Consider the following 23430-nt stretch of genomic DNA (forward strand, 5'->3'; position numbering starts at 1 on the left):
ATCGGCTACTGCCCCGCGCTGCTGTACAGGTCGACCAGGAACTTCGGGCCGAGGTGGCTGCAGCCCTGCTGGGCCTCCGCCGTGGGGGCGTCGTTCACGCAGCTCACGTAGTCGCCGTAGTAGGCGTTCATCCCGAGGAAGCCCAGTACGAAGAAGACCGCCACGGCGCCGGTGACCAGCCCGCCGATGGCGGCCGGGGTCTGCGGGCGGACGTTCGGCGCGGGCGTGGCGCCGTCCTCCGTCGTACGGGGTGCCCGCAGGGCACTGACGCCCCAGTACAGGGCGAGCGCGCCGAGCAGCAGCGCGACGTACGGGATGCCGGTGACCACGCAGAACAGGCCGGCCATGCCCGCGCTCAGGGCATACCGGGCGCGGCGCTGGACGGGGTCGTTCGGGTCGAACTTGGGCTGCGGGGCGGGCTGTTGCGGGCCGGACCAGCCGCCGCCCTGGTGGCCGGGGCTCCAGGGCGGCGGCACCTGGGGGCGCTCGTCGTCGGCGGGGCCGTCGGCCGGGGGTTGCTGCGGGAGGCGCGGCTGCCAGGGCTGGTCGGGGGCATCCGCAGGCGGCGGCGCGAAGGGGTTGCGCTCACCGGTGTTGTCGCCGCTGCTCATCGGTCTGCCGTTCCTTCTCTGTCGCTCTGTCGACGCGGGTCGGTCGCGGATCGGTACGGCTCGCGCCGCCTCGCCGGGGCCCGCCCTCCGGCGTCCCGCGGGTCAATGATCCCGCAGGTCCGTCCGGGCTCCGCGCCGCCCTGCCCGTCCGGGGGCGGGCCCCTGCTTTCGGGGGCCGGGGAGATCCGTATCTCAACTACGCGCGTAGCGCCCCAAGACGGGTACGGGACGTCTCCGACCAGCCGTTATCGTGGTCATGGTCAGCAGCTCATCACGGTTCCAGGGGCCCGCAGCGCAGCGCAAGCCCCTGCGTGTCCCACCCGCCAGACCTGCCGCCGCCCCGTAGTGGCCCCACCGACGGTGGACGTACCAGCGGGCGCGCAAACAACATACGGAGAATCCGAGCAGTGGCAGCCGCCCCCGCCCAAGCCTTTCCGCCCCGTACGCCAGGCCCGGCCAGACTCATGGTCCTGGTCTCCGGCTCCGGCACCAACCTGCAGGCCCTGATCGACGCCACCGCCGACCCCGCCTACGGTGCCGTGATCGTCGCCGTCGGCGCCGACCGGGACGGTATCGCCGGTCTGGAGCGGGCCGAGCGGGCGGGCCTGCCGAGCTTCGTCCACCGGGTGAAGGACTTCCCCGACCGCGCCGACTGGGACCGCGCGCTCACCGGGGCGGTCCAGGGGTACGAACCCGACCTGGTGGTCACCGCCGGTTTCATGAAGATCCTCGGCCCCGAGTTCATCGCCGCCTTCGCCGGCCGGATCGTCAACACCCACCCCGCCCTGCTGCCCGCCTTCCCCGGCGCGCACGGTGTCACCGACGCGCTCGCGTACGGGGTGAAGGTCACCGGCTGCACCGTCCACCTGGTCGACGCCGGAGTGGACACCGGGCCGATCATCGCGCAGGGCGTCGTCGAGGTCACCGACGCCGACCACGCCGATGGCGGCGACGCGCTGCACGAGCGCATCAAGACAGTCGAGCGCCAGTTGCTCGTCGACGTCGTGGGCCGGCTGGCCCGCGAAGGCCACCGAATTGAAGACCGAAAGGTACGGATCCCGGCATGAGCGCCGCCGCCAGCACCACGCCCCCCGTCTCCGAGGACATCCGCCCGATCCGCCGCGCGCTGGTCAGCGTGTACGACAAGACCGGCCTGGAGGAGCTGGCCCAGGGCCTGCACGCCGCCGGGGTCGAGCTGGTCTCGACCGGCTCCACGGCCGGCCGGATCGCCGCCGCCGGCGTCCCGGTGACCGAGGTCTCCGAGCTCACCGGCTTCCCGGAGTGCCTGGACGGGCGCGTGAAGACGCTGCACCCCCGCGTGCACGCCGGTGTCCTCGCCGACCTGCGCCTCGAGTCGCACCGCGCGCAGCTGGCCGAGCTGGGCATCGAGCCCTTCGACCTGGTCGTGGTGAACCTCTACCCGTTCAAGGCCACCGTCGCCTCCGGCGCCACGCCGGACGAGTGCGTCGAGCAGATCGACATCGGCGGCCCGTCGATGGTCCGCGCCGCCGCCAAGAACCACCCCTCGGTCGCCGTCGTGGTCGACCCGGCCCGCTACGCGGACGTGCTGGACGCGGTCAAGGAGGGCGGCTTCGACCTGCTGACCCGTAAGCGCCTGGCCGGTGCCGCCTTCGCGCACACCGCCGCGTACGACGTCGCCGTGGCGTCCTGGTTCGAGGCCTCGGGCTACACCGAGACCGAGGAGGCCTTCCCGGCCTTCATCGGCGCCACGTACGAGCGGCAGAACGTGCTCCGCTACGGCGAGAACCCGCACCAGAGCGCGGCACTCTACTCCGACGGCAGCGGCGGCCTCGCGGGCGCCGAGCAGCTGCACGGCAAGGAGATGTCGTACAACAACTACGTCGACACCGACGCCGCCCGCCGCGCCGCCTACGACCACGCCGAGCCGGCCGTCGCGATCATCAAGCACGCCAACCCGTGCGGCATCGCCACCGGCGCGGACGTCGTGGAGGCGCACGCCAAGGCGCACGCCTGCGACCCGCTCTCCGCCTACGGCGGCGTGATCGCGGTCAACCGCCCGGTCACCGTCGCGCTGGCCGAGCAGATCGCCCCGATCTTCACCGAGGTCGTCGTCGCCCCGGCGTACGAGGACGGCGCCGTCGAGGTGCTGGCCCGGAAGAAGAACCTCCGGGTGCTGCGCGCCCCCGACGCCCCGTGCAACCGCCGGGAGGCCCGCCCGGTCTCCGGCGGTGTGCTGCTGCAGGAGACGGACCGGATCCACGCCGAGGGCGACGACCCGGGGACCTGGACGCTGGCCACCGGTGACGTCCTGTCGGACGCCGAGCTGGCCGAGCTGGCCTTCGCCTGGCGGGCCTGCCGGGCCGTCAAGTCGAACGCGATCCTGCTGGCCAAGGGCGGTGCCTCGGTCGGCGTCGGCATGGGCCAGGTGAACCGGGTCGACTCGGCGAAGCTCGCGGTCGAGCGGGCCGGCGAGCGGGCCCAGGGCTCGTACGCGGCGTCCGACGCGTTCTTCCCGTTCGCGGACGGTCTGCAGATCCTGCTCGACGGCGGCGTCAAGGCCGTGGTCCAGCCCGGCGGTTCGATCCGCGACGAAGAGGTGATCGCGGCTGCTGCCAAGGCCGGGGTGACGATGTACTTCACCGGGACGCGGCACTTCTTCCACTGATCCGGTAGCGGGCCTGGTAGCACCGAGGGCCCGCACCCCGTCCGGAAGGACGGCGTGCGGGCCCTCGGCGTCACGGCCGGTCAGATCACTGGGACTTGACGACCACGGAGCTGACGATCTTGTCCGCGAAGGTCTGCTTCTTGGCGTCCCAGAGCGGCCACAGGAAGCCGAGGCAGCAGACGAACTCGTCCAGGATGTGGCAGAGCCGGCGCACGAACGCCATGCCGAAGCCGAGCGGCTGGCCGTCGGACTCCCGCAGCACGCGGATGTTGACCAGCTTCTTGCCGGGGGTCTGCCCGGTGGTGCCCTCCTGGTAGAGCAGGAAGAGGCCGCCGATGAGGCCGAGCAGCCAGGCGACGCCCATGACGGCCAGGCCGGCGCCGGATATGCCACCGCCGGTGCAGGTGCTCTGGAAGGTGTTCGGGTCGGTCACACAGGTGGGCGTGCTGCCACCGATGCCGAGAGCGATGCCGTACAGGATGCTGACCGGCACACCGACGATCAGACCGTCGATGAGGAAGGCGGCGACGCGCGAACCCCAGCCGGCGTAGAACTGCTGGACCTGCGCGGCGTTGCCGTACGGGCCGGGCTGCGGCGGGGCGCCGTAGCCGCCGCCCTGCGGGGCGCCGTAGCCGACCGGGGGCTGCTGCGGGTAGCCGTAGCCCGGGGCGGGCGGCGGGGTCTGCTGCGGGTAGCCGTAGCCGGGCTGCTGCGGCTGCTGGGGCGGCTGCTGGCCGTAGGGGTTGTTCGGGTCGGGCGGGTAGCTCATCGGTGCCTCCGGGCAGGATGGGACAGTACGGGACGGATACAGGAAAATCCTGGGGCGGACGGGCAGTTGAGCGTGCCGACCGGGTGGGAGACTAGCGGACCGGACCGACGGTGGGGCGCCGGTTCTCGAACGGTGGGGTGCGCTGCTCAGAAGGGCAGGAAGCCGTATCGGTGCAACTGCCAGGCCCACGAGAGCGTTAACACGACCCCGAGTACGGTGTTCCGGCGGACGGTCGGCAGCTCCCACCACCACCGCCCGGGCCCGAGCGGGGCGAGCAGCAGACCGAGGCCGGCCACCACCGCCACCGGGTTCGCCGCCAGGGCGGCCCCGAAGTGCCCGTGGCCCGCCTCGATGAAGATCGTGGTGCAGCCGCAGGCCGGGCACGGGATGCCGGTGAACCGCCGCAGCATGCAGAGCGCCCCTGGGTCGTGCGCGTCGTGCAGCCGGGCCACCGCGACGGCGGCCAGCACGCTCGCGCCCACCCGCGCGAACACCCGCAGGACCGCGCCCTGGGTGGTGTCCGCCGAGCGGCGCCAACGGGACGTCAGAACGTTCATCGTGTCGGTACCCATGGCTACTTCGACACCGTGGCGAGGAGGACGACCATGGCGATCGTGATCAGCAGGGCCAGGGTGTTGAGCGCGACCCCGCCGATCGACGCGTTCCGGCCGACGCCGGTGGCCGCCGAGCGGTTCAGTCCGGCGATGCCGACGCCCAGGCCGATCAGGCCGAGGAAGCCGCCGTAGACGCAGGAGAACAGGACGGCGAGGAAGCCGAGCACCACCGAGGCGGTCGCGTACGAGTTCGGCGGCGCGGGATGCGGTTGCTGTGGGTGGCCGTAGCCGTAACCCTGGCCGGGCTGCGGAGGGTACGGCTGCTGCGGGGCCTGCTGGTGCGGTACAGCCATGCCGCCGCCGTACGGATCAGGCGGCTGTGTCTGGTACGGATTGCTCACTGTCTTCCCCCGTGTTTACCCCCGCGCCGGGCCCGACAGCCTGTCATCGGGGGCCGAGCGGCGGCGATTACGCTCGGCATATCGTCATCCGGACCGCCCGGCCGTGTCCAGTTGCGGCGCAGCGGCAGCCGCAACTGTGGCGCAACCGCAACCCGGGGCCGCCTCTGACACGGGCACGACGCCCGATCCAGGAGAATGGGCCCATGACTGCCCAGATTCTCGATGGCAAGGCCACTGCGGCCGCGATCAAATCCGAACTCGCCGTCCGCGTGGCGGCCCTCAAGGAGCGGGGCATCGTCCCCGGTCTCGGCACCGTTCTGGTCGGCGACGACCCGGGCAGCCGTTGGTACGTCAACGGCAAGCACAAGGACTGCGCCGAGGTCGGCATCGCCTCCATCCAGCGCGAGCTGCCCGCCACCGCGACCCAGCAGGAGGTGGAGGACGTCGTCCGCGAGCTCAACGCCGACCCGACCTGCACCGGCTACATCGTCCAGCTGCCGCTGCCCAAGGGCCTGGACGCCAACCCCGTCCTGGAGCTGATGGACCCGGACAAGGACGCCGACGGCCTGCACCCCACCTCGCTCGGCCGCCTGGCGCTCGGCATCCAGGGCCCGCTGCCCTGCACCCCGTACGGCATCATCGAGCTGCTCCGCCGGCACGACGTCAAGATCGACGGCGCCGACGTGGTCGTGGTCGGCCGTGGCGTCACCGTCGGCCGCTCGATCGGCCTGCTGCTCACCCGCCGGTCCGAGAACGCCACCGTCACGCTCTGCCACACCGGCACCCGTGACCTCTCCGCGCACCTGCGGCGGGCCGACATCATCGTGGCCGCCGCAGGCGTCGGCCACCTGGTCAAGCCGGAGGACGTCAAGCCCGGCGCGGCCGTGCTGGACGTCGGCGTCAGCCGGGACGGCGAGGGCAAGATCGTCGGGGACGTCGACCCAGGCGTCGCCGAGGTCGCCGCGTGGATCTCGCCGAACCCCGGCGGGGTCGGCCCGATGACCCGCGCGATGCTGCTCAACAACATCGTCGAGGCGGCCGAGCGCCGCGCCGCCCAGTAGCCCCGATGGCAGCAGTACGCATGACCCGGTCGCGCCGCCGGCCGGTCAGCACCACGGGCACGCTGCCGCCGGAGGGTTCGGCGGCGGCGTTGGGCCGGAGCCACGCCCTGCCGGTCCGGCAGTGGCCGATAACGCTGGTCCTGGCGGTGGCGGGGATCGGACTCGCCATCACCTGGTTCGGCGACTTCAAGACCGGCCTGCTGACCGTCGGCGCCGCGCCGCTGCTCGGCGCCGTCCTGCGGCTGGTCCTGCCGGAGGTCGGCCTGCTCGCGGTGCGCAGCCGCTTCACGGACGTCAGCGTGCTGGCCGTCCTGGGCGGCTCCATCGTGCTGCTCACGCTGGTGGCGCAGCCCGATCCGTGGCTCCAGCTGTCGCTACTGGACAACATCGGGCAGCTCGTGGGCGGCCAGCACCACTGAGCCGGCACCACTGAGCCGACACTTGGACCGACCGATCAGCTCGACCCGCCCGGCCCGCAAACGGCGAGTGCCCTGTCCACAGTCTGTGGACAGGGCATCGTTGTGACATACCAGCCATGTCCCGGGGCAGTGCGGACGCCCGGCTTGCGATAGCCTGAGCCGGGTCTCTCGACGTCGAGAGACCGTCCTCGGCTCCGGCTCGTCGAGCGTGCCTGGAGCGTGGCACCTGGCGATCGCTGGAGTAGACAAAAATGACTCGCACCCCCGTCAACGTCACCGTCACCGGCGCGGCCGGCCAGATCGGCTACGCGCTGCTCTTCCGCATCGCCTCGGGCCACCTGCTCGGTGCGGACGTCCCGGTGAACCTCCGTCTGCTGGAGATCCCGCAGGGCCTCAAGGCCGCCGAGGGCACCGCGATGGAGCTCGACGACTGCGCCTTCCCGCTGCTGCGCGACATCACCATCACCGACGACCGCGACGCCGCCTTCAACGGTGCCAACGTCGCGCTGCTGGTCGGCGCCCGTCCGCGTACCGCGGGCATGGAGCGCGGCGACCTGCTGCAGGCCAACGGTGGCATCTTCGGCCCGCAGGGCAAGGCCATCAACGACAACGCGGCCGACGACATCAAGGTCCTGGTGGTCGGCAACCCGGCGAACACCAACGCCCTGATCGCCCAGCGCAACGCCCCCGACGTCCCGGCCGACCGCTTCACCGCGATGACCCGCCTGGACCACAACCGCGCCATCGCGCAGCTGGCCAAGAAGACCGGCGTCACCGTCAACGACATCAAGAAGCTGACGATCTGGGGCAACCACTCGGCCACCCAGTACCCGGACATCTTCCACGCCGAGGTCGCCGGCAAGAACGCCGCCGAGCTGATCGCCGACCAGACCTGGCTGGAGAAGGACTTCATCCCGACCGTCGCCAAGCGCGGCGCGGCCATCATCGAGGCCCGTGGCGCCTCCTCCGCCGCCTCGGCCGCCAACGCCGCCATCGACCACGTCCACACCTGGGTCAACGGCACCGCCGAGGGTGACTGGACCTCCATGGGCATCGTCTCCGACGGCTCCTACGGCGTCCCGGCCGGCATCATCTCGTCCTTCCCGGTCACCACCAAGGACGGCAAGTTCGAGATCGTCCAGGGCCTGGAGATCTCCGACTTCTCCCGCGCCCGGATCGACGCCTCGGTCGCCGAGCTGGTCGAGGAGCGCGACGCGGTGGCCGAGCTCGGCCTGATCTGAGCCTGCTGACCCGGGGGCGCGGGGGACTGGGCGAGGCGGAAGAGTGCAGGTTGTTGCCTTCCGATTTCGCGCAGTTCCCCGCGCCCCTGTTGGTTCACCGGCAGAGGGGCTCCTGGCCGCCGCCGTACACTGACCCACCGTGAACGAAACCCTCCGGGACGCCGCGCTGGTCCTCGTCTTCATCCTGCTGGGCGGACTCTTCAACATCGCCGAGATCTCGCTGATCTCGCTGCGGGAGGGACAGATCCGCGCGCTGGAGGCCAGGGGCACCAGGGGCGCGTCGCGGGCCGCCCATCTCGCCGCCGACCCGAACCGCTTCCTGGCGGCCGTCCAGGTCGGCGTCACCTGTATGGGCTTCCTCTCCGCCGCCTTCGGCGCGGACACCCTCGCGGGCAAACTCTCGCCGGTCTTCGTCCGGGCCGGGCTCTCCTCCGGTGTCGCGGACGCCGTCGCGCTGGTCGGGCTCACCCTCGTCATCAGCTACGTCTCGCTGGTCCTCGGCGAGCTGACGCCCAAGCGGATCGGCCTCCAGCGCGCCGACTCCATCGCGGTGCTCGCCGCGCCCGTGGTCGACGTGATGTCGGTGGTGCTGCGCCCGGTGATCTGGCTGCTCGGGCACTCGACCAACCTGATGGTCCGGTTGTTCGGCGGCGACCCCAAGGCGGGCCGGGGGACGATGAGTTCGGAGGAGCTGCGCGGTCTGGTCGCCACCAACACCGAGTTGAGCAGCGACGAACGCGCCCTGATCGCCGACGTCTTCGCGGCCGGTGAGCGCCAGCTGCGCGAGGTGATGGTGCCGCGTACCGAGGTCACCTTCCTGGACGCCGACCAGCCGCTCACCGCCGTCCGCGAGGAGACCAGCACCTCCCCGCACTCCCGCTACCCGGTGGTCGAGGGCTCGTACGACGCCGTGGTCGGCTTCGTGCACGTCCGCGACCTGTACGGCTCACGCGGCGAACAGGCCGTCCGGGTCCGGGACATCGCCCGGCCGGTCAAGCTGCTGCCGTCCACCAAGCGGGTGTTGGAGGCGATGGGCGAGATGCGCCGCGAGGGCCACCACCTGGCGATGATCGTGGACGAGTACGGCGGCACGGCGGGCATCGTCACGCTGGAGGACCTGGTCGAGGAGGTGATCGGCGAGATCCGGGACGAGTACGACGCCCAGGACACCACCGCCACCCGCCGGCTGGCCGGTGGCGGGATGGAGATCGACGGGCTGCTCAACCTCTCCGACTTCACCGAGGAGACCGGCGTCACCCTGCCCGAGGGCCCGTACGAGACCGTCGCCGGGTACGTGGTGAGCGCGCTCGGACGGCTGCCGGAGGCCGGTGACCAGGTCGCCACCGAGGACGGGGTGCTGCTGACCGTCGCCCTGTTGGACGGCCGCCGGATCGAACGCATCAGGGTGAGTGCCGTCACACTGGACGATCCTCCTGGCGAAGTCGTTTCCTGAGCGGTCGGGGAAGCTGGAACAATGGCGCCCATGGTCAACGCAGCGGTCACTGGTCCGGCAAAGGACCGTCCCCGGGTGCTCTCGGGTATCCAGCCCACCTCGGGCTCGTTCCATCTGGGCAACTACCTCGGCGCGGTGCGCCAGTGGGTGGACCTCCAGGAGCAGAACGACGCCTTCTACATGGTGGTCGACCTGCACGCGATCACCGTGGAGCAGGATCCGGCGACCCTGCGGGAGAACACCCGGATCTCGGTGGCCCAGCTGCTCGGCGCCGGCCTGGACCCGGAGCGCTGCACGCTCTTCGTCCAGTCGCACGTGCCCGAGCACGCCCAGCTCGGCTGGGTGATGAACTGCATGACCGGCTTCGGCGAGGCCGCCCGGATGACGCAGTTCAAGGACAAGTCCAGCAAGCAGGGCAGCGACCGCACCTCGGTCGGCCTCTTCACCTACCCGATCCTGCAGATCGCCGACATCCTGCTCTACCAGGCGGACGCCGTCCCGGTCGGCGAGGACCAGCGCCAGCACGTCGAGCTCACCCGCGACCTCGCCGAGCGCTTCAACACCCGCTACGCCCCCACCTTCACCGTGCCGAAGCCGTACATCCTCAAGGAGACGGCCAAGATCTTCGACCTCCAGGACCCGACGTCGAAGATGAGCAAGTCGGCCTCTTCGCCCAAGGGCCTGGTCAGCCTGCTGGACGAGCCCAAGGTCAGCGCCAAGAAGTTCAAGAGCGCCGTGACCGACACCGACACGGTGGTCTCCTACGACGAGGAGAACAAGGCCGGCGTCTCCAACCTGCTGCGCATCCACTCCGCGCTCAGCGGGCAGTCGATCGAGCAGCTGGTCGCACACTTCGAGGGCAAGATGTACGGCGCTCTCAAGACCGAGCTGGCCGAGCTCTTCGCCGAGTGGGTCACGCCCTTCCAGGAGCGGACCAAGTCCTACCTGGACGACCCGGCGGAACTCGACCGGGTGCTCGGCCTCGGCGCGGAGAAGGCCCGCGAGGTCGCCTCCGAGACGCTGGCGACCGTCTACGACCGCATCGGCTTCCTGGCGCCGAAGCGCTGATGCCGCTGACCGTGTCCCCCGATGGTGGCGACCTCCCCGAGGCCGTCACCATCGGCGTGTCCATATCCGTCCCGGAACCGTTCGGCACGGCCATCCAGGACGCCCGGGCCGGCCACGGCGACCCGCTCGCCCGCTCGATACCCACCCACGTGACGCTACTGCCGCCCACCGAGATCGCGGCCGGTCTGCTGCCCCGGATCGAGACCCACCTGACGGCTGTGGCAGCCGAGCACCGGACCTTCCGAATGCTGCTGCAGGGCAGCGGCACCTTCCGGCCGGTCTCCCCGGTGGTCTTCGTCCGGGTGGAGGAGGGCGCGCAGGAGTGCCGCGCACTGGAAGCCGCCATCCGCTCCGGCCCACTCGCCCGCGAGCTGGCCTTCCCGTACCACCCGCACGTGACGGTCGCCCACGGCCTCGCCGAGGACACCCTCGACCAGGCCCACGAGCAGGCCCGCAGCTTCCACGCCGCCTTCCCCGTCCCGGGCTTCTGCCTCTCCCGCTTCGGCCCGGACCAGGTCTGGCGGCCGTGGCGCGGGTACGCCTTCGGCGCGTAGGCAGGAGTCCCGGCCCTCAGGCCTCGTACTGTTCGGCCGGAGAAGGCGGCATATGGCGAGGTTGGGTCGTCCGGGAACGTCGAATGCACCCGAGGCGTTGGCTGCGGGAGGTGGTGCCCATCACTGTTTCCCTCGCCCTCGTCGTGTCGGCAAGTCCCAGAGGTCTGTCGCGGTGCCACCACGGCTGAGCTCAGTGCTCGTCAGCTGGGGCATCTTCGGTTGCGCTCATTTGCCGAGCGGGACTCCGCCAGATCCGATTCCACGACCTCCGGCACTCGACCGCAACGCTTCTCCTGGAGCAGAGCGTCGAACTTGTCGTCATCAAGGAACTCCTCGGCCACGCCCATATCGGCGTCAGCGTCTACACCCACGCCCGACTCCGCCCCCAACGCGACGCCATAGACCTCCTCGGCCACACACTCCACACCCCCGCGAGCGAGCCTGCAGACCGCAGCGATGACGACGATCCGCCCGCAAGTGGGATCTTGGTCCACGCCAGTTGACGTCAACTGGTGACGTCAAACGATCAAGAGGCCCCGCCGGAAACAATTCCGGCGGGGCCTCTCGCAATTCAACACGTCACCCACTAAGTGCCACGGTAGGGGTTCTGGGAGAACCCCGGGTCGTCGCTCGGGAAGTCGTCGGGAAAGATATCGCTCACCATGTCCTTCCGCAAGAAAGCGAGAAGGAATTCAGTGACGCTTCCATCAAACCTGAGATAGACGTCCTCTCGCACGTCGACGACAAGAATGGGCCACTGATCCGGAGGGCCCACCGCCACCCACATGCACATGTCGCCATTATCGGTCCCACCCCAAGAAATAATATCCTGCCGACCGGCCCCCAGTCCCTCAAGGGCTAGGTTCAAGTTGACGCTGGCCGACCGCAGGAAAACCCTTCGCACCTTCTGGCTCCGGTGCCAGACGTCCAGGTTCTTGTTCTCGGGAAAGCTTCCGTAGAGCCACAGGAACTCATCGAAACATCCAGGACCATAGGCTTCCATGAGCCTGTGGTAGTCATCCGGGAGTCGCCTGCCTAGCTCTCCCTCGACCTGCGTCAGCTGCCCACCCGCCCGACCCTCCGGGGAGGGTGGGCATAGCGCTAGCAGGGCACTCAGTGACTCGAGTGAATCCGTCATGGGACGTTGGGGATAATGGCATCGAGGCTGTACCCACCATCGCCTCGCGCTGAAATTGATATCGAAGACGGGATCTCCGAGAGCTCATCATCATAGTTTGGCGTGACAGAGTACTCCACCGTTTGCCCAGGTTGCCCTGGCCCGCCTCGCACGATACCGGCGATCTCGTCCTCCACATCACTCATGACCTCGTTATTGGCCCTGTCGTACATGGTCACAAAGTTCTCGGGCAGGCGGTTATCTCCGCCGAACTGACGTCCGAGCAGGTGTCCACGCGTATGTCCGGCCGCTTCCCCTGCAAAGCCCGGTTGCTTCGGCCGTTGGTGGAACCCCGGCTGGCTTGGCTGTTCCGCCGTCCGGCGGCGGCGCAGGTCTCGGCGGCGGGTGAAAAGACGGCCACGGACGGCGGAGGACCTTCCACGGCCTGATCAGCAGTGTCTGGAACTGGAACAGCGCGCTGACCCCAGCGTGTCGGACGTGCCGTCAGTTCTTCTTCCACGGGTACTCGCAGGTCCCCAGGGTGCCGCTGTCGGGCGAGGTCGCGGGGACGTGGGTGGCGTACTGGCGCGGTTCGCTGCACTGGCCGTGGTTGGCGTACTTGGGGCAGTGGCCGTCCGGCTTGCGGATCTGCTGGGCGACCCACGCCTGGCCGCTCTGCCAGCCGTACTGGGGGTCCTCCGGCATGTAGGAGTCGGCGGTCGCGGACGCGGCCATGCCGCCGAACAGCAGTCCGGCCGTGAGGACACCGATGGCGGGGAGCCTGGCCCGGCTGGCCGCGGAGGTCGGCAGGCCGGTGATCTCCGGCAGGGCCTGGAGCCTGCGGTGCGCCCAACGGCCGACCAGCACCACGCTCCAGCCGAGCAGTACCAGTCCGCAGTAGAGGATCTGGTGGAAGGTCCGGACGTAGAGCTGGACGGCCTGGTCCCGCTCCAGGTTGGAGGAGATCCAGAAGCGGATCACCCAGGCGCTGAAGAAGCAGGCGGCCGCGACGATGACGGGTGACCGGTGCAGGCCGAGTGCCAGCGCGACGCCGATACCCAGGACGAGCAGCACGGAGAACCAGCCGACCCCGCCGAACTCGCCGGGCGGCGGCCAGCCGCCCAGGGCGCTGGCGCCCTTGTACGGGTACGGGGACATGCCGATGTAGCCCGGGTCCACCAGCACCATGGGCGAGCACCAGCGGTCCTTGGTGGCGGTCGCGCTCAGCAGCACCATCGTGTACTTCGCGGCCAGCACGGCGAAGGCGAGCCCGGCGCTGCCCAGGAACGCCAGGGCCCGCAGCACGCCGATCCGGCCCGAACGCCAGGGGAAGACCGCCAGCATGGCGATGAGCAGCCCCGGGGCCGACCACACGTGCCAGCCGGCGTAGAGCAGGAAGAGTACTGCCAGCCCGGCACCGGTGAACAGGCCCAGCCAGACGGTCTCCCGCAGCGGCCGGCGCGGCGCGCGCCGCAGGATCTGGAGGAACTTGCCGAGCAGCGGGACCAGGATGATCAGCGTGAGCACGCTGTACGGCTTGTACGGCAGGATCAGCGGGATGCCCGCGAGCATGCCCACGCCGAGCGCCGGCAGCGGCCGCAGGAACATCCGCCAGGACAGGTACGCGGCCGGCCCGCCGAGCGCGATCATGATCGTCTGCAGCTGCTTCATCGCGAGCGAGGGCTCGCTGTGCGTGAACTGCACGGCCCACCAGGCCTGCAGGTGCGGCAGCAGCGGCGGGTAGATCGTGGTCAGGTGGCCGGACTTGATGATGATGTTGGCCCAGTCGGCCAGCGCGCCGTTGTCGTCCCCCTGACCGGCGAGCGGCCACGGTGTGCCGTGCAGTGCGACCACGATGCCGCCGGCCATGAAGCCGGTCGCCAGACCCGCCACCGCCGCGCAGGACAACCGCACCAGCATCCGGTGCAGCCGCGCGCTGCCCCGGAACGCCGACAGCGTGACGATCGCCAGCATCGGCAGCCCGATCACCAGCAGCCGGAACTGCAGCTCGGCCAGGCCGCTCACCTGGCCGACGCGGGTGGTCGGGTTCACGTTGATGGTGGTGGCCCAGTACGCGAAGACCAGGGACACGCCGCACGCGACCGCGATCTCGCTTCCGGCGCTCAGCACACGGCGGACCGGAAAGCGGAACAGGTCGGACAGGCCGTCTGGGGACAGCAGCACTCTGGCACGCGAGGGCGTAGGCAAGGAGGGTCTCCGAGATGGCCGGACGAACGGAACGGACCCGAGGAGTTCCCGGTCGGGGACCGTGGTCGGGGTGGACCGAAGCGAAGCTATCAAACGATGCCTCGGAGACCCGGACGGCCCTGGGAGCCCGCCGTCCGTCCAGCCGCACAGCCGTCCAGCCGTCCAGCCGTCCCGCCCTCCGCTCAGCCGATCGCCAGCATCCGGTCCACCACCCGGGCCGCCGCACCGCCGTCGTCGAGGTGGCAGTGGGTGGCGCGGAAGCGCTGGTAGGCGTCCGCGTAGCGGGCCGGGAGGGCGTCGGAGCCGGCCAGGTCGCGCAGCGCGGTGAGGAGTTCCGGGGAGGTGGGGATGAGCGGGCCCGGAGCCTCGGACTCCAGGTCGAAGTAGAAGCCGCGCAGGGTGTCGCGATAGTGCTCCAGGTCGTACGTGAAGAACAGGATCGGCCGGCCGGTGATGGCGAAGTCGAACATGATCGAGGAGTAGTCCGTCACCAACACGTCGGCGGCGAGCAGCAGTTCCTGCACGTCGGGGTAGTCGCCGACGTCGTACAGGAAGCCGTCGCCCGCGCCCGGCAGCGGCTCGCGGACGTGCGAGTGCGGCCGGACCAGCAGGACGTGGTCGGCGCCGAGTTCGGTGCGGGCGGCGTCCAGGTCGAGGCGCAGGCCGAGGTGGAAGCCGTCGCCGCTCTCGCGCTGCTGGTCCTCGCGCCAGGTGGGGGCGTACAGCACGATCCGCTTGCCGGCGGGGATGCCGAGCCGCTCGCGGACGGTCTGGGCGCCGGTGCCCCGGGCCAGCACGTCGCCCCGGGGGTAGCCGGACTCCAGGATCTCGCCCTCGTAGCGGAAGGCCCGGCGCAGGATCGGGGTGGCGAAGGAGCTGGGGGAGACCAGCAGGCTCCACTGCGGCGCCTCGCGGTCCAGCGCGGTCAGGTACCCGGCGTCGCTGAGCCAGGCGTTCTCGACGTCGTGGGCGATCCGCTTGAGCAGCGAGCCGTGCCAGGTCTGCACGATCACCTGGCCGGGGCGGCGCTCGATGAAGTCGGGGAAGTGCGTGTTGCCGACCAGGTAGCGCGAGGTGCCGAGCGCCTCGTACCACTCGGGGCTGTGGCTGCGGATCGCGCGTACGCCCTCGGGCACCTCGCCCTGGGCGTCGTCGATCACCCAGAGGTGTTCCAGCGGGGTGCGGCGGCGCACCAGTTCGGCGTGGATCGCGCGGGGGGAGTCCGAGTAGCCCCGGCCGCCGAAGACGTCGTACAGCACTGTCTCGCGCAGCGGGCGGCGGCGGGCCGCCGGGTAGGTCTCGGTGAGCAGCCGGTGCTGGGTGAACGCGCTGCGCTCGGCGGCGGCCAGTACCGGCGTGGAGTCGAGGATCAGCGTGTCGTGCCAACGGCGCTGCAGCAGCACGGACTTGCTGCCGGTGGCGGCGGAGCCGACGGTGACCCGGACGGGCAGTGCGGCCAGCGCCTGGGGGGCGACGATCAGCGGCTGTTCGGCGTCGGCTCGGCCGACCGGGCGGATCCGGAGCTCCCAGACGCCCTTGGGCAGCGGCCGCAGCGAGCCGTCGGAGCAGGCGGACAGGGCCGGCAGGTGGCAGGAGAACCGCTCGCCGCGCTCGACCGGGTGGTGCACCTCGCCGGTGCCGTTGCTGTGCCGGAGCACCAGCTCCAGCGGGCCGTCGCCGCCCAGCGGTGCTTCGCCGGTCAGGTCGAAGCCGTCCCCGGCGGGGGTGATCCGCTCGATCAGGCCGGTGCCGCTCTGGACACAGAACTGCGGGTAGCCGTCGGCGAGTTGCTTGACGTAGAGCAGCCGGTCGGAGCCGGGCAGCGGGTGCTGGGCGCTCAGCGGCCCGCCCCGGTCGTCCATCACTGGCCGGACGGTGCCGCCGTCGGGCCGCAGCAGCTCCGGGCCCCAGTGCTCCATCTCGTGCGACGGGTCGCCGTCGACGACGAAGGGGGCGAACGGGACGCGTACGGTGTGCGCGGCCGGCCCGTCGGCGGGCACCAGCGGGAAGGTCAGCTCGGTGCTGGACTGCCGGTGCCGCAGGCGCAGGACCGTCCCCTCGGGGCAGTCGGCGGCGTGCAGGGCCAGCTCGAGGCCGCCGTCGAAGGGGGTGACGGCGGTGATCCGGTGGCGGACCACCTCGATCCGCAGCCGCAGCGCGTCGTCGGCGAAGGACGGCAGCACCCGGACGTCCCGGTCCACCCAGTGCACCAGCGGGTACTCGCCGGAGCCGCACCAGTACTGGGTGAGCGGCCCGTGCTCCTGGCGCAGGCCGCTGCGGACGGTCGCCTCGATCAGCCAGTCGCCCTCCTGCCACCGGCCCTGGTGGCGCAGCCGGGCCGGGTCGACGGTCGCGGTGAAGCCGGCCCAGTCGTGGTTGTACCGGTGCTGCCCGCTGTCGTCGGTGACCTCGGGCAGGTTCAGGTGCCGGGTGCGGACGGTGACCGTACGGTCGGCCCCCTCCGCCGGCCGGAGCGTGAGCGAGGTGAACATGCTGCTCAGCCAGGTGGTGCCGCGTCCGCCGGGACGGGCGTACCCGGTGATCTCCAGGCCGCCGGCCGTCCACCGGGTCGAGCGGACCCCGAACGCGGCCTCGGGCTCGGCGGGCTCCACTTCTGTGTCCACGGCGGGCTCCGGCACTCGGGATGCGGGTACAGCGGTCACAGTGACGGAAGCAGGCATCGGGGACGACCCTCCGGGGCAGTGGGACGGCCTGGCGGCCGACGGTCCTGCGGTGTCGTCGGGGGGTGCCACGAGGAGGCGCGGCCGACACCGGCACGGACTGCGGGTGCCATCTCACACCTGAGCGAAGGCCCAGGTCAACCGGTTCGCGGTGGGAGGTTCGGGGAGTTCGGCCGGACATTCGCAAGGATGGCCCCGATCGAACCCGCTGCCGGAGGAGTCGTTCTCCTCCGGCAGCGGGTCGGATCGGCCACCTCAGGTCGGTCACCCCGGTACGGCCGCGCGCCTCAGGAGGACGAGGCCGCCAGCAGCGCGTCGACCACCCGTGCGGACGCCTGGCCGTCGTCCAGGTCGCAGTACGCCTCACGGAACGCCGTGTACTTCTCGGCGTACTCGCCGGACAGCTCGTCGATCCGCCCGAGGGCGCTGACCAGCTCCTCGGAGCTGGCCGGCATCGGGCCGGGGGCGGCTGCCTCGAAGTCGAAGGTGAAGCCGCGCAGGTTGTCCCGGTAGTGCTCAAGGTCGTACGTGAAGAAGACCATCGGGCGGCCGGTGTTCGCGAAGTCGAACATCGCCGACGAGTAGTCGGTGACCAGCACGTCCGCGACGAGCAGCAGGTCCGCCATGTCGGGGTAGGTGCCGACGTCCCAGACGTAGCCGTTCCCGGCGCCCGGGATCTGGCCGCACATCACCTCGTGCCCGCGCACCAGCAGCACCTGGTCCTCGCCCAGGGCGGCCTGCGCGGCCGCCAGGTCGAGCCGCAGGTCCAGCTGGTAGCCGCCGTGCGGGCGGCGGCGGTCCTCACGGAAGGTCGGCGCGTACAGCACGATCTTCTTGCCCTCGGGCAGGCCGAGCCGCTCGCGGACCTGCTCGGCCGTCTTCTCGCGGTCGGCGGCGAACAGCACGTCGTTGCGCGGGTAGCCGGACTCCAGGATCTCGCCCTGGTACCCGAAGGCCCGGCGCAGCACCGGGGTGGAGAAGTTGTTGCCGGAGACCAGCAGGCTCCACTGCGGCACCTCGCGGTCCAGGTGCTTGAGGTACTCGCTGTCGGTGAACCAGACCTTCTCGAAGTCGTGGCCGATCCGCTTCAGCGGGGTGCCGTGCCAGGTCTGCAGCACGATCTGGCCGGGACGCCGCTCGAAGAACTCCGGCAGGTGGGTGCTGGTCACCACGTACTTGGCGGTGGCCAGTGCCTCGTACCATTCCGGGCTCCACTGGCGGACGCTCTCGGCGGTCTGCGGCAGGTCCGCCTGCAGGTCGTCGGAGGACCACACGTGGCGCAGCGGCAGGCCGCGCCGGGCCAGCTCCTCGTGCACCGCGCGCGGGGAGCCGGCGTACTGGCCGCCCATCGCGGCGTTGTAGACCACGGTGTCGGTCAGCGGGTGCTGCTGGAACGACTTGAAGTTGTTCCGCAGCTGCCGCTGGCGGTAGCCGCTGCGCTCCTCGGGGAGCAGGTCGGAGTGCGACTCCAGCGAGAGGCCGTCGTACCCGCGCCGCTCCAGCACGATCCGCTTGCCCCGGGCCTCGATCTCCAGCGGCAGCGCGCCGTGGCAGGAGGTGGCCAGCAGGACCTGCGGCCAGAGGCTGCCGGCCTCGGCGCCGACCGGGCGGAAGAAGACCTCCCAGGTGCCCTTGTGCAGCGGCACCTGGCCGGCGAAGGAGGCGGTCGGTACGGCCGGCAGCGCGGCGCGGAACCGGCCGTCGGTGATCTCGACCGGGTAACTGTGCTCCTCCTCCCGCCAGTTGTGCCGGATCACCAGCTCGTAGCGGTGGGTGCCGGCCAGCGGGAAGGTGCCGCTGAGCAGGAAGCCGTCGGAGTCGCGGGCCGCCGTGACCTCCTCGACCACCGGCTGCAGCACCTGGTCGATGAACTGCAGGTACCCGCTGGGGGAGGGCTTGGAGTAGAGCGCGCGAGTGTCCTGGTTGATCGGTACGTCCAGCTGCGCCGGGGCCTCGCGGTCGTCGATCACCAGCGGCACCGAGGTGCCGTCGGTCAGCTGCAGGTCGGTGTCCCAGCGGTCGCGCAGCCGCTCGTCGGAGGCCGGGTCCAGGGCGTCCCACGCCTCCCGGACGGCCGTCAGCTCGCTGATCGCGAAGCCGGTGCCGAACGGGACGTTCCGTCCGGTGGGCGTGCCGAGTTCCAAGGGGAAGAACAGCTCGCGGTCGGACTCGACGTGCTTGAGCCGCAGCCGCGCGCCGGCCAGGTCGGCGCCGGAGCCGACCGTACCGGCCACCGTGACCTCGCCGCGCTCGGTACGCACCTCGGTCGCGCGGGCGCGGACCCGCTCGACCCGCAGGTAGACGTGGTTGTCCTTGAGCCACGGGACGATCCGGACGTCGGGCTCGACCCACTGCACCGGCAGGTTCTCGGCGGTGTCGCTCCACCCGCCGGAGATCCGGCCCTTGTAGACGCCGCCCTTGCCGACGCCCGCGATCAGCACCCGCCAGGAGCCGTCCTTCCACTGACCCCGGTGCTTGAGCCGCTTGGGGTCGATGGAGGCGCTGAAACCGGCCCAGTCGCAGCTGTAGAGGTCGTGCGGCGAGCTGGAGGTCGCCTCCGGGCTGTACATCGCCTTGGTCTGCACGGCGAGCACCCGGCGGCCCTTGGCCTCGCGGAGCACCAGCACCTTGACCATGTCGTGCCGGTTCTCGGCGCCGAGGTGCTCGGGGAAGGCGTGCCCGGAGATCTGCAGCTTGCCGTCGACCCAGGCGGAGTCGTACAGGCGGCTGCGCATCACCAGCGCGTTGTCCAGGCGCAGCACGTCGGTCGGCACGCTCTTGCGGCCGCCGCGCAGGAAGGGGTAGTCCGCGTACGGGCGCAGCAGGCCGCGCGCGGGGGCGGCGCCGTTGCTGTCCTTCTCGAACTTCATCTGGGCGACGAACTCGTCCATCCGGTTCGCCAGGGTCAGGTGGTACTTGAGCCGCAGCGGCGCGCGGAGCTTGCGGACCTGCTCGGGGCCGATGGCGCGGAGCAGGCGGCTGACGGACTCCTGGTAGGCCTGGTTGTAGGCCGCGTCGCCCTCGATGATCGGCCAGAAGAACATCGGGATCTCCTCGACGAGGTTGTTCTCGTCGTAGAAGCTCAGATGCTTGCGGTACTTGGGGTCCTCCTGCGCCTGCAGCCAGGCGCGGACGAGCTCCATCGACTTGACCCGGTCGACGACCGTCTTGGGGTTGGTCTTCATCTGCGTGATCGACATCTCGCCGACCTCGCGTTCGCGCCAGTGGTAGATCGGCTCGGAGAGCACGTCGACGCTGGTGGCGAGGAAGTGGTGCGGCACGCTGACCGGCGCGTCCTCGTACAGGATGCCCTCGGGGTAGAGCACGCCCGCCGCGTCGAAGAAGGAGCGCCGGTAGACCTTGTTCCACGCGGTGCGGTCGGTGACCAACGCCGGGATCTCGGTGATGTGCGTCTTGAGCCGGGTCTCCTTGAACGGCTTGCGGTGCCCGCCCGACGGGTAGTACCCGACGGCGCGGAAGCGCAGCACGTTGCCGGTGGCGAAGTCCGAGCCGGTCTCCTCCAGCGTGCCGATCATCAGCTCGTACGCACTCGGCGGCAGGGTGTCGTCACTGTCCACGAAGTTCAGGAACTCGGAGTCCGGGCTGATGTGCCGGTAGCCGGTGTTCCGGGCGGCGCCGAGGCCCTTGTTCACCTGCTTGACGAGCCGGAACCGGGAGTCCTTGGCGGCGTACGCCTCGGCGATCGCGGCGCTGCCGTCCTTCGAGCCGTCGTCGACCATGACGCATTCGAGATCGTCGAAGGTCTGGGCGGCGATGGAGTCCAGGCACTCTTCCAGGTAGCGCTCGACGTTGTAGATCGGGACGACGACAGAGAGGCGGGGGGCCATCGGTGCGCGGGCCTTTCATCGGGGACGTGCGACCAAGCTGCGGCCGGTCGTGGTTGACGAGCCGGGCACGGGTGCACGGCGATCCTACCGTCCGCCACCCGTCGGCCCCATGAACCCGCCGGTCAGAGCGCCGCCGGTGGGACGGTCAGGGGACGATGCCGACCAGGATGTACTCGTTGTACTTGAACACCTTCCCGGCGGCCTCGGGAAGCGGGAACGAATAGCTGCGGTCGATCCGCAGACCGGCCCGCTCGGCGTAGTCGCGCAGGCCCTCGAAGTCCACGAACCGGACGTGGGTCGGGTCCGACTTGTAGCCCGCCTCCTGCGGAGTGATCAGCACCACCTTGCCGCCGGACCGGACGCTCGGCAGGTAGCTCTTGAGCAGCTGCTCGCAGGTCTCCAGGTCCAGGTGCTCCAGTACGTGCGCGACCAGCAGGGAGTCGAAGGCACCGGGCCGGCTCAGCTCCGGGTCGGCCTCGAACTCACCTGCGGTGTAGGCGATCAGGCCCCGGGCCCGGGCGGTGGCGACGGAGGTCTCGTTGTGGTCCACGCCCACGCTGCCCGGGTCGCAGTTCTGCAGGTTGCGGCCGACCCCGCAGCCCACGTCCAGTACCCGGCCGAGCTGGAGCCGCCTGAGGTTCCAGCGGTACGGCGCCTGGGTGGGCAGCAGCCGCTTGATGCCGGACTGCTCCAGATTCACCAGGCGCTCCGTGTAGGAGGCGTCGGCGGTGGCGCCGCCGGTGGGCGAGCCGGGCTTCTGTGAAGGTGAATCGGGGCCTTCGGACATGGCGGGGCCTCTCCATGAGCTGCGGAACAGTGAGCTGCGACACGATGGTACGACGAGCATGTTGTAGCCCTGGGCGACTCGGCAGGCGACCCCTCGAACGGCTCGGCGAGTACTCGGCCGAGCGGCCCGTCCGGCGGTCGGGGGTACCCGGACCGGGCCGGGTGAGGGTGCGCGTCCGCCCTCGTGCCAGCTAGTCTGCGCCTGGCCCCGCCCGGGCGGTCCCAGTCTCCGCGACTGATGCTCCCCTCTGTATGAATGAGTCGCAAATGCCCCGCTTCAGCGTGATCGTCCCGGTATACCAGGTGCAGGAGTACCTGGCCGAGTGTCTCGACTCGGTGCTCTCCCAGTCGTGCCCGGACTTCGAGCTGATCGCGGTCGACGACCACTCGCCGGACGGCTGCGGCGTGATCCTGGACGAGTACGTCACCCGGGACGACCGGGTCCGGGTGCTGCACCTCCCCGCCAACGTCGGCCTGGGGCGCGCCCGCAACGCCGGGCTCGCGGTCGCCACCGGCGACTACGTGATCTTCCTGGACAGCGACGACACCCTCACCCCCGGCCTGCTGCAGGCCGTCGTGGACCGCCTCGCCGCCTGCGTAGACCCGGACATCCTGGTCTACGACTACGCCCGTACCTACGCCGACGGCCGGGTCGTCCGCAGCAACTCCGCCCCGCTGTTCGCCCGTCCCGGCCCGGACGTCTTCGACCTCGAACAGCGCCCGGACCTGCTCGACCTGCTGATGGTGGTCTGGAACAAGGCGTACCGGCGCGGCTACCTCGAGGAGCAGGGCCTGACCTTCCCGGCCGGCTACTACGAGGACACGCCGTGGACCTTCCCGGCCCTCCTCGCCGCGCACCGGATGACCATGCTCGACCTGGTCGGTGTCCACTACCGCCAGCGCGAGGAGGGCGGGAACATCCTCGCCACCCCCTCCCGCAAGCACTTCGACGTCTTCGCCCAGTACGACCTGGTCTTCGCCTTCCTCGACCGCCGCCCCGACCTGGAGCGCTGGCGCACCGTGGTCTACGGGCGGATGGTGCACCACCTGAACACCGTGGTCAGCAAGCCCGGCCGGATCCCGTCCGGCGACCGCCGCGAGTACTTCCGCCGCGCGGCCGAGCACTGCGCGCGGCTGCGCCCGGCCGGCTACCGGCCCGCGCCCGGCGCCGACGGCCTGCGTACCGAGCTGCTCAGCCACGGGCGGTACCTCTCCTACCAGGGCGTTCGCGCCCTCGCCCGGACCAGGCAGGTCGCCGCCAGGGCCGCCCGGCGGGCGGCCCGCACCTCGCGCTGAGCCGTCATCGGCCGGTTGAGGCGATCAGTTACTATCGGGGCCTCCGGGTGCGGCCCACCCCGTCGTCCCCAGCGCCCGGTGATCAAGGAGGCGGGGCCGTGGCACTGTTCACCCTCACGTCGTGCGCCGGCGTCATCGTCCTTGCCTCGATCATCCGGCTACTGCGCGTGAGCGATCTGAAGCAGCGGCAGGCGCTGCTGTGGGCGGGCGTCGGCCTCGCGGTGGTGCCGGCCCTCTACTTCGCGTTGGCGTCGGGGTCGGAGTCCGCTCTTCTTCCGGGCCTGGTTCTGCTGCTGCTCCTGGGCGCGAACACCAGCCGGGAACACCATGAACTGCGCAGGAAGTCCAAGCTGCTGGCCGAGGAACTGAGTTCTCTTCGCGTCCAGGCGGGCCCTGCCGTCCAGGCCCACCGTTGCTCAGAGCTCACGTATGCCGACCCCAGGAGCGCTCGTGTCCCGGTATGACGATGTCTGGTTGGTGATCCCGGCCTTCAACGAGGGCACGGTCATCGCGGGGGTGGTGGAGCGGGCGCTGGTGACGTTCCCGAACATCGTGGTGGTGGACGACGGGAGTACCGATGACAGTGCCGGCAGTGTGCTGGGGACGGGGGCGCATCTGGTACGTCATCCGGTGAACCTGGGGCAGGGCGCGGCGTTGCAGACCGGGTTGGCGTATGCGTTGGCGCAGCCGGGGGCCCAGTTCGTGGCGACGTTCGA

20 protein-coding genes and 1 pseudogene are annotated in these 23430 nt (G+C 70.7%); 12 read left to right on the forward strand and 9 right to left on the reverse strand.

Translation table 11 applies throughout. From position 1 onward, the window contains the following. Positions 1 to 5: 5 nt before the first annotated feature. Entirely contained in the window at positions 6 to 611 is a 606-nt protein-coding gene (locus tag P3T29_RS18805) for a hypothetical protein (RefSeq protein WP_280717658.1), read from the reverse strand. Positions 612 to 1075: 464 nt separating this feature from the next. Between P3T29_RS18805 and purN the strand changes: the two genes are divergently transcribed. Both purN and purH read left to right on the forward strand, forming a co-directional pair. Continuing rightward, positions 1076 to 1678: a phosphoribosylglycinamide formyltransferase gene (gene purN / locus P3T29_RS18810; protein WP_280717685.1), complete on the forward strand. Its 603-nt coding sequence runs from the start codon at positions 1076 to 1078 to the stop codon at positions 1676 to 1678. After that, positions 1675 to 3258, forward strand: a complete 1584-nt coding sequence (gene purH / locus P3T29_RS18815; protein WP_280717659.1) for a bifunctional phosphoribosylaminoimidazolecarboxamide formyltransferase/IMP cyclohydrolase — start codon at positions 1675 to 1677, stop codon at positions 3256 to 3258. The genes purN and purH overlap by 4 nt, the downstream gene beginning before the upstream one ends. Positions 3259 to 3343: 85 nt before the next feature. On the opposite strand, the gene P3T29_RS18820 is transcribed toward purH, so the two are convergent. The 3 genes from P3T29_RS18820 to P3T29_RS18830 form a co-directional block, all read right to left on the reverse strand. Beyond that, entirely contained in the window at positions 3344 to 4027 is a 684-nt protein-coding gene (locus P3T29_RS18820) for an RDD family protein (RefSeq protein WP_280717660.1), read from the reverse strand. 146 nt (positions 4028 to 4173) lie between these two features. Further along, the gene (locus tag P3T29_RS18825) at positions 4174 to 4599 is read right to left on the reverse strand and encodes a DUF2752 domain-containing protein (RefSeq protein WP_280717661.1); all 426 of its coding nucleotides are present in this window, start codon (positions 4597 to 4599) and stop codon (positions 4174 to 4176) included. Positions 4600 to 4601: 2 nt separating this feature from the next. Then, positions 4602 to 4934 carry a hypothetical protein gene (locus P3T29_RS18830; protein ID WP_280717662.1) on the reverse strand — a complete coding sequence of 111 codons (333 nt, stop codon included), beginning with the start codon at positions 4932 to 4934 and terminating at the stop codon, positions 4602 to 4604. A gap of 251 nt (positions 4935 to 5185) precedes the next feature. On the opposite strand from P3T29_RS18830, the gene P3T29_RS18835 reads away from it, so the two are divergent. The 7 genes and pseudogenes from P3T29_RS18835 to P3T29_RS18865 form a co-directional block, all read left to right on the forward strand. Then, positions 5186 to 6043, forward strand: a complete 858-nt coding sequence (locus tag P3T29_RS18835) for a bifunctional methylenetetrahydrofolate dehydrogenase/methenyltetrahydrofolate cyclohydrolase (protein ID WP_280717663.1) — start codon at positions 5186 to 5188, stop codon at positions 6041 to 6043. Positions 6044 to 6048: 5 nt separating this feature from the next. Further along, complete coding sequence (locus P3T29_RS18840) at positions 6049 to 6462, forward strand: DUF3017 domain-containing protein (RefSeq protein ID WP_280717664.1); 414 nt, start codon at positions 6049 to 6051, stop codon at positions 6460 to 6462. 251 nt (positions 6463 to 6713) lie between these two features. Beyond that, positions 6714 to 7703: a malate dehydrogenase gene (locus tag P3T29_RS18845; protein ID WP_280717665.1), complete on the forward strand. Its 990-nt coding sequence runs from the start codon at positions 6714 to 6716 to the stop codon at positions 7701 to 7703. Positions 7704 to 7842: 139 nt separating this feature from the next. Further along, positions 7843 to 9156: a hemolysin family protein gene (locus tag P3T29_RS18850; protein WP_280717666.1), complete on the forward strand. Its 1314-nt coding sequence runs from the start codon at positions 7843 to 7845 to the stop codon at positions 9154 to 9156. 30 nt (positions 9157 to 9186) lie between these two features. Beyond that, on the forward strand, positions 9187 to 10224 hold the full coding sequence (gene trpS / locus P3T29_RS18855) for a tryptophan--tRNA ligase (protein WP_280717667.1): 1038 nt from the start codon (positions 9187 to 9189) through the stop codon (positions 10222 to 10224). Beyond that, a complete protein-coding gene (locus P3T29_RS18860) occupies positions 10224 to 10778 on the forward strand; it encodes a 2'-5' RNA ligase family protein (protein WP_280717668.1) in 555 nt (184 codons plus the stop codon). Before trpS ends, P3T29_RS18860 begins: the two co-directional genes overlap by 1 nt. Before the next feature lie 224 nt (positions 10779 to 11002). Beyond that, positions 11003 to 11281 (forward strand): annotated as a pseudogene (locus P3T29_RS18865) (tyrosine-type recombinase/integrase); the annotation flags it as partial. A gap of 83 nt (positions 11282 to 11364) precedes the next feature. Here the strand turns inward: P3T29_RS18865 and P3T29_RS18870 are convergent. The 5 genes from P3T29_RS18870 to P3T29_RS18890 all read right to left on the reverse strand — a co-directional run bounded on the left by P3T29_RS18870 (position 11365) and on the right by P3T29_RS18890 (position 21419). Next, on the reverse strand, positions 11365 to 11781 hold the full coding sequence (locus tag P3T29_RS18870) for a hypothetical protein (protein WP_280717669.1): 417 nt from the start codon (positions 11779 to 11781) through the stop codon (positions 11365 to 11367). A 618-nt stretch (positions 11782 to 12399) separates the two neighbouring features. Beyond that, entirely contained in the window at positions 12400 to 14079 is a 1680-nt protein-coding gene (locus tag P3T29_RS18875; RefSeq protein ID WP_280717670.1) for a hypothetical protein, read from the reverse strand. 206 nt (positions 14080 to 14285) lie between these two features. Next, a complete protein-coding gene (locus tag P3T29_RS18880; RefSeq protein ID WP_280717671.1) occupies positions 14286 to 16727 on the reverse strand; it encodes a CDP-glycerol glycerophosphotransferase family protein in 2442 nt (813 codons plus the stop codon). Positions 16728 to 17071: 344 nt separating this feature from the next. Beyond that, a complete protein-coding gene (locus tag P3T29_RS18885) occupies positions 17072 to 20632 on the reverse strand; it encodes a bifunctional glycosyltransferase family 2 protein/CDP-glycerol:glycerophosphate glycerophosphotransferase (protein ID WP_280717672.1) in 3561 nt (1186 codons plus the stop codon). A 145-nt stretch (positions 20633 to 20777) separates the two neighbouring features. After that, a complete protein-coding gene (locus tag P3T29_RS18890; protein WP_280717673.1) occupies positions 20778 to 21419 on the reverse strand; it encodes a class I SAM-dependent methyltransferase in 642 nt (213 codons plus the stop codon). A gap of 266 nt (positions 21420 to 21685) precedes the next feature. On the opposite strand from P3T29_RS18890, the gene P3T29_RS18895 reads away from it, so the two are divergent. The 3 genes from P3T29_RS18895 to P3T29_RS18905 all read left to right on the forward strand — a co-directional run. Further along, positions 21686 to 22714: a glycosyltransferase family 2 protein gene (locus tag P3T29_RS18895; RefSeq protein WP_280717674.1), complete on the forward strand. Its 1029-nt coding sequence runs from the start codon at positions 21686 to 21688 to the stop codon at positions 22712 to 22714. A gap of 98 nt (positions 22715 to 22812) precedes the next feature. Then, complete coding sequence (locus tag P3T29_RS18900; protein WP_280717675.1) at positions 22813 to 23178, forward strand: hypothetical protein; 366 nt, start codon at positions 22813 to 22815, stop codon at positions 23176 to 23178. Beyond that, positions 23165 to 23430 (forward strand): glycosyltransferase (locus P3T29_RS18905; protein WP_280717676.1); only part of this gene is annotated, 266 nt, incomplete at its 3' end. The genes P3T29_RS18900 and P3T29_RS18905, both read left to right, overlap by 14 nt.

It is taken from the genome of Kitasatospora sp. MAP5-34 (assembly GCF_029894335.1).
Lineage (GTDB): Bacteria > Actinomycetota > Actinomycetes > Streptomycetales > Streptomycetaceae > Kitasatospora.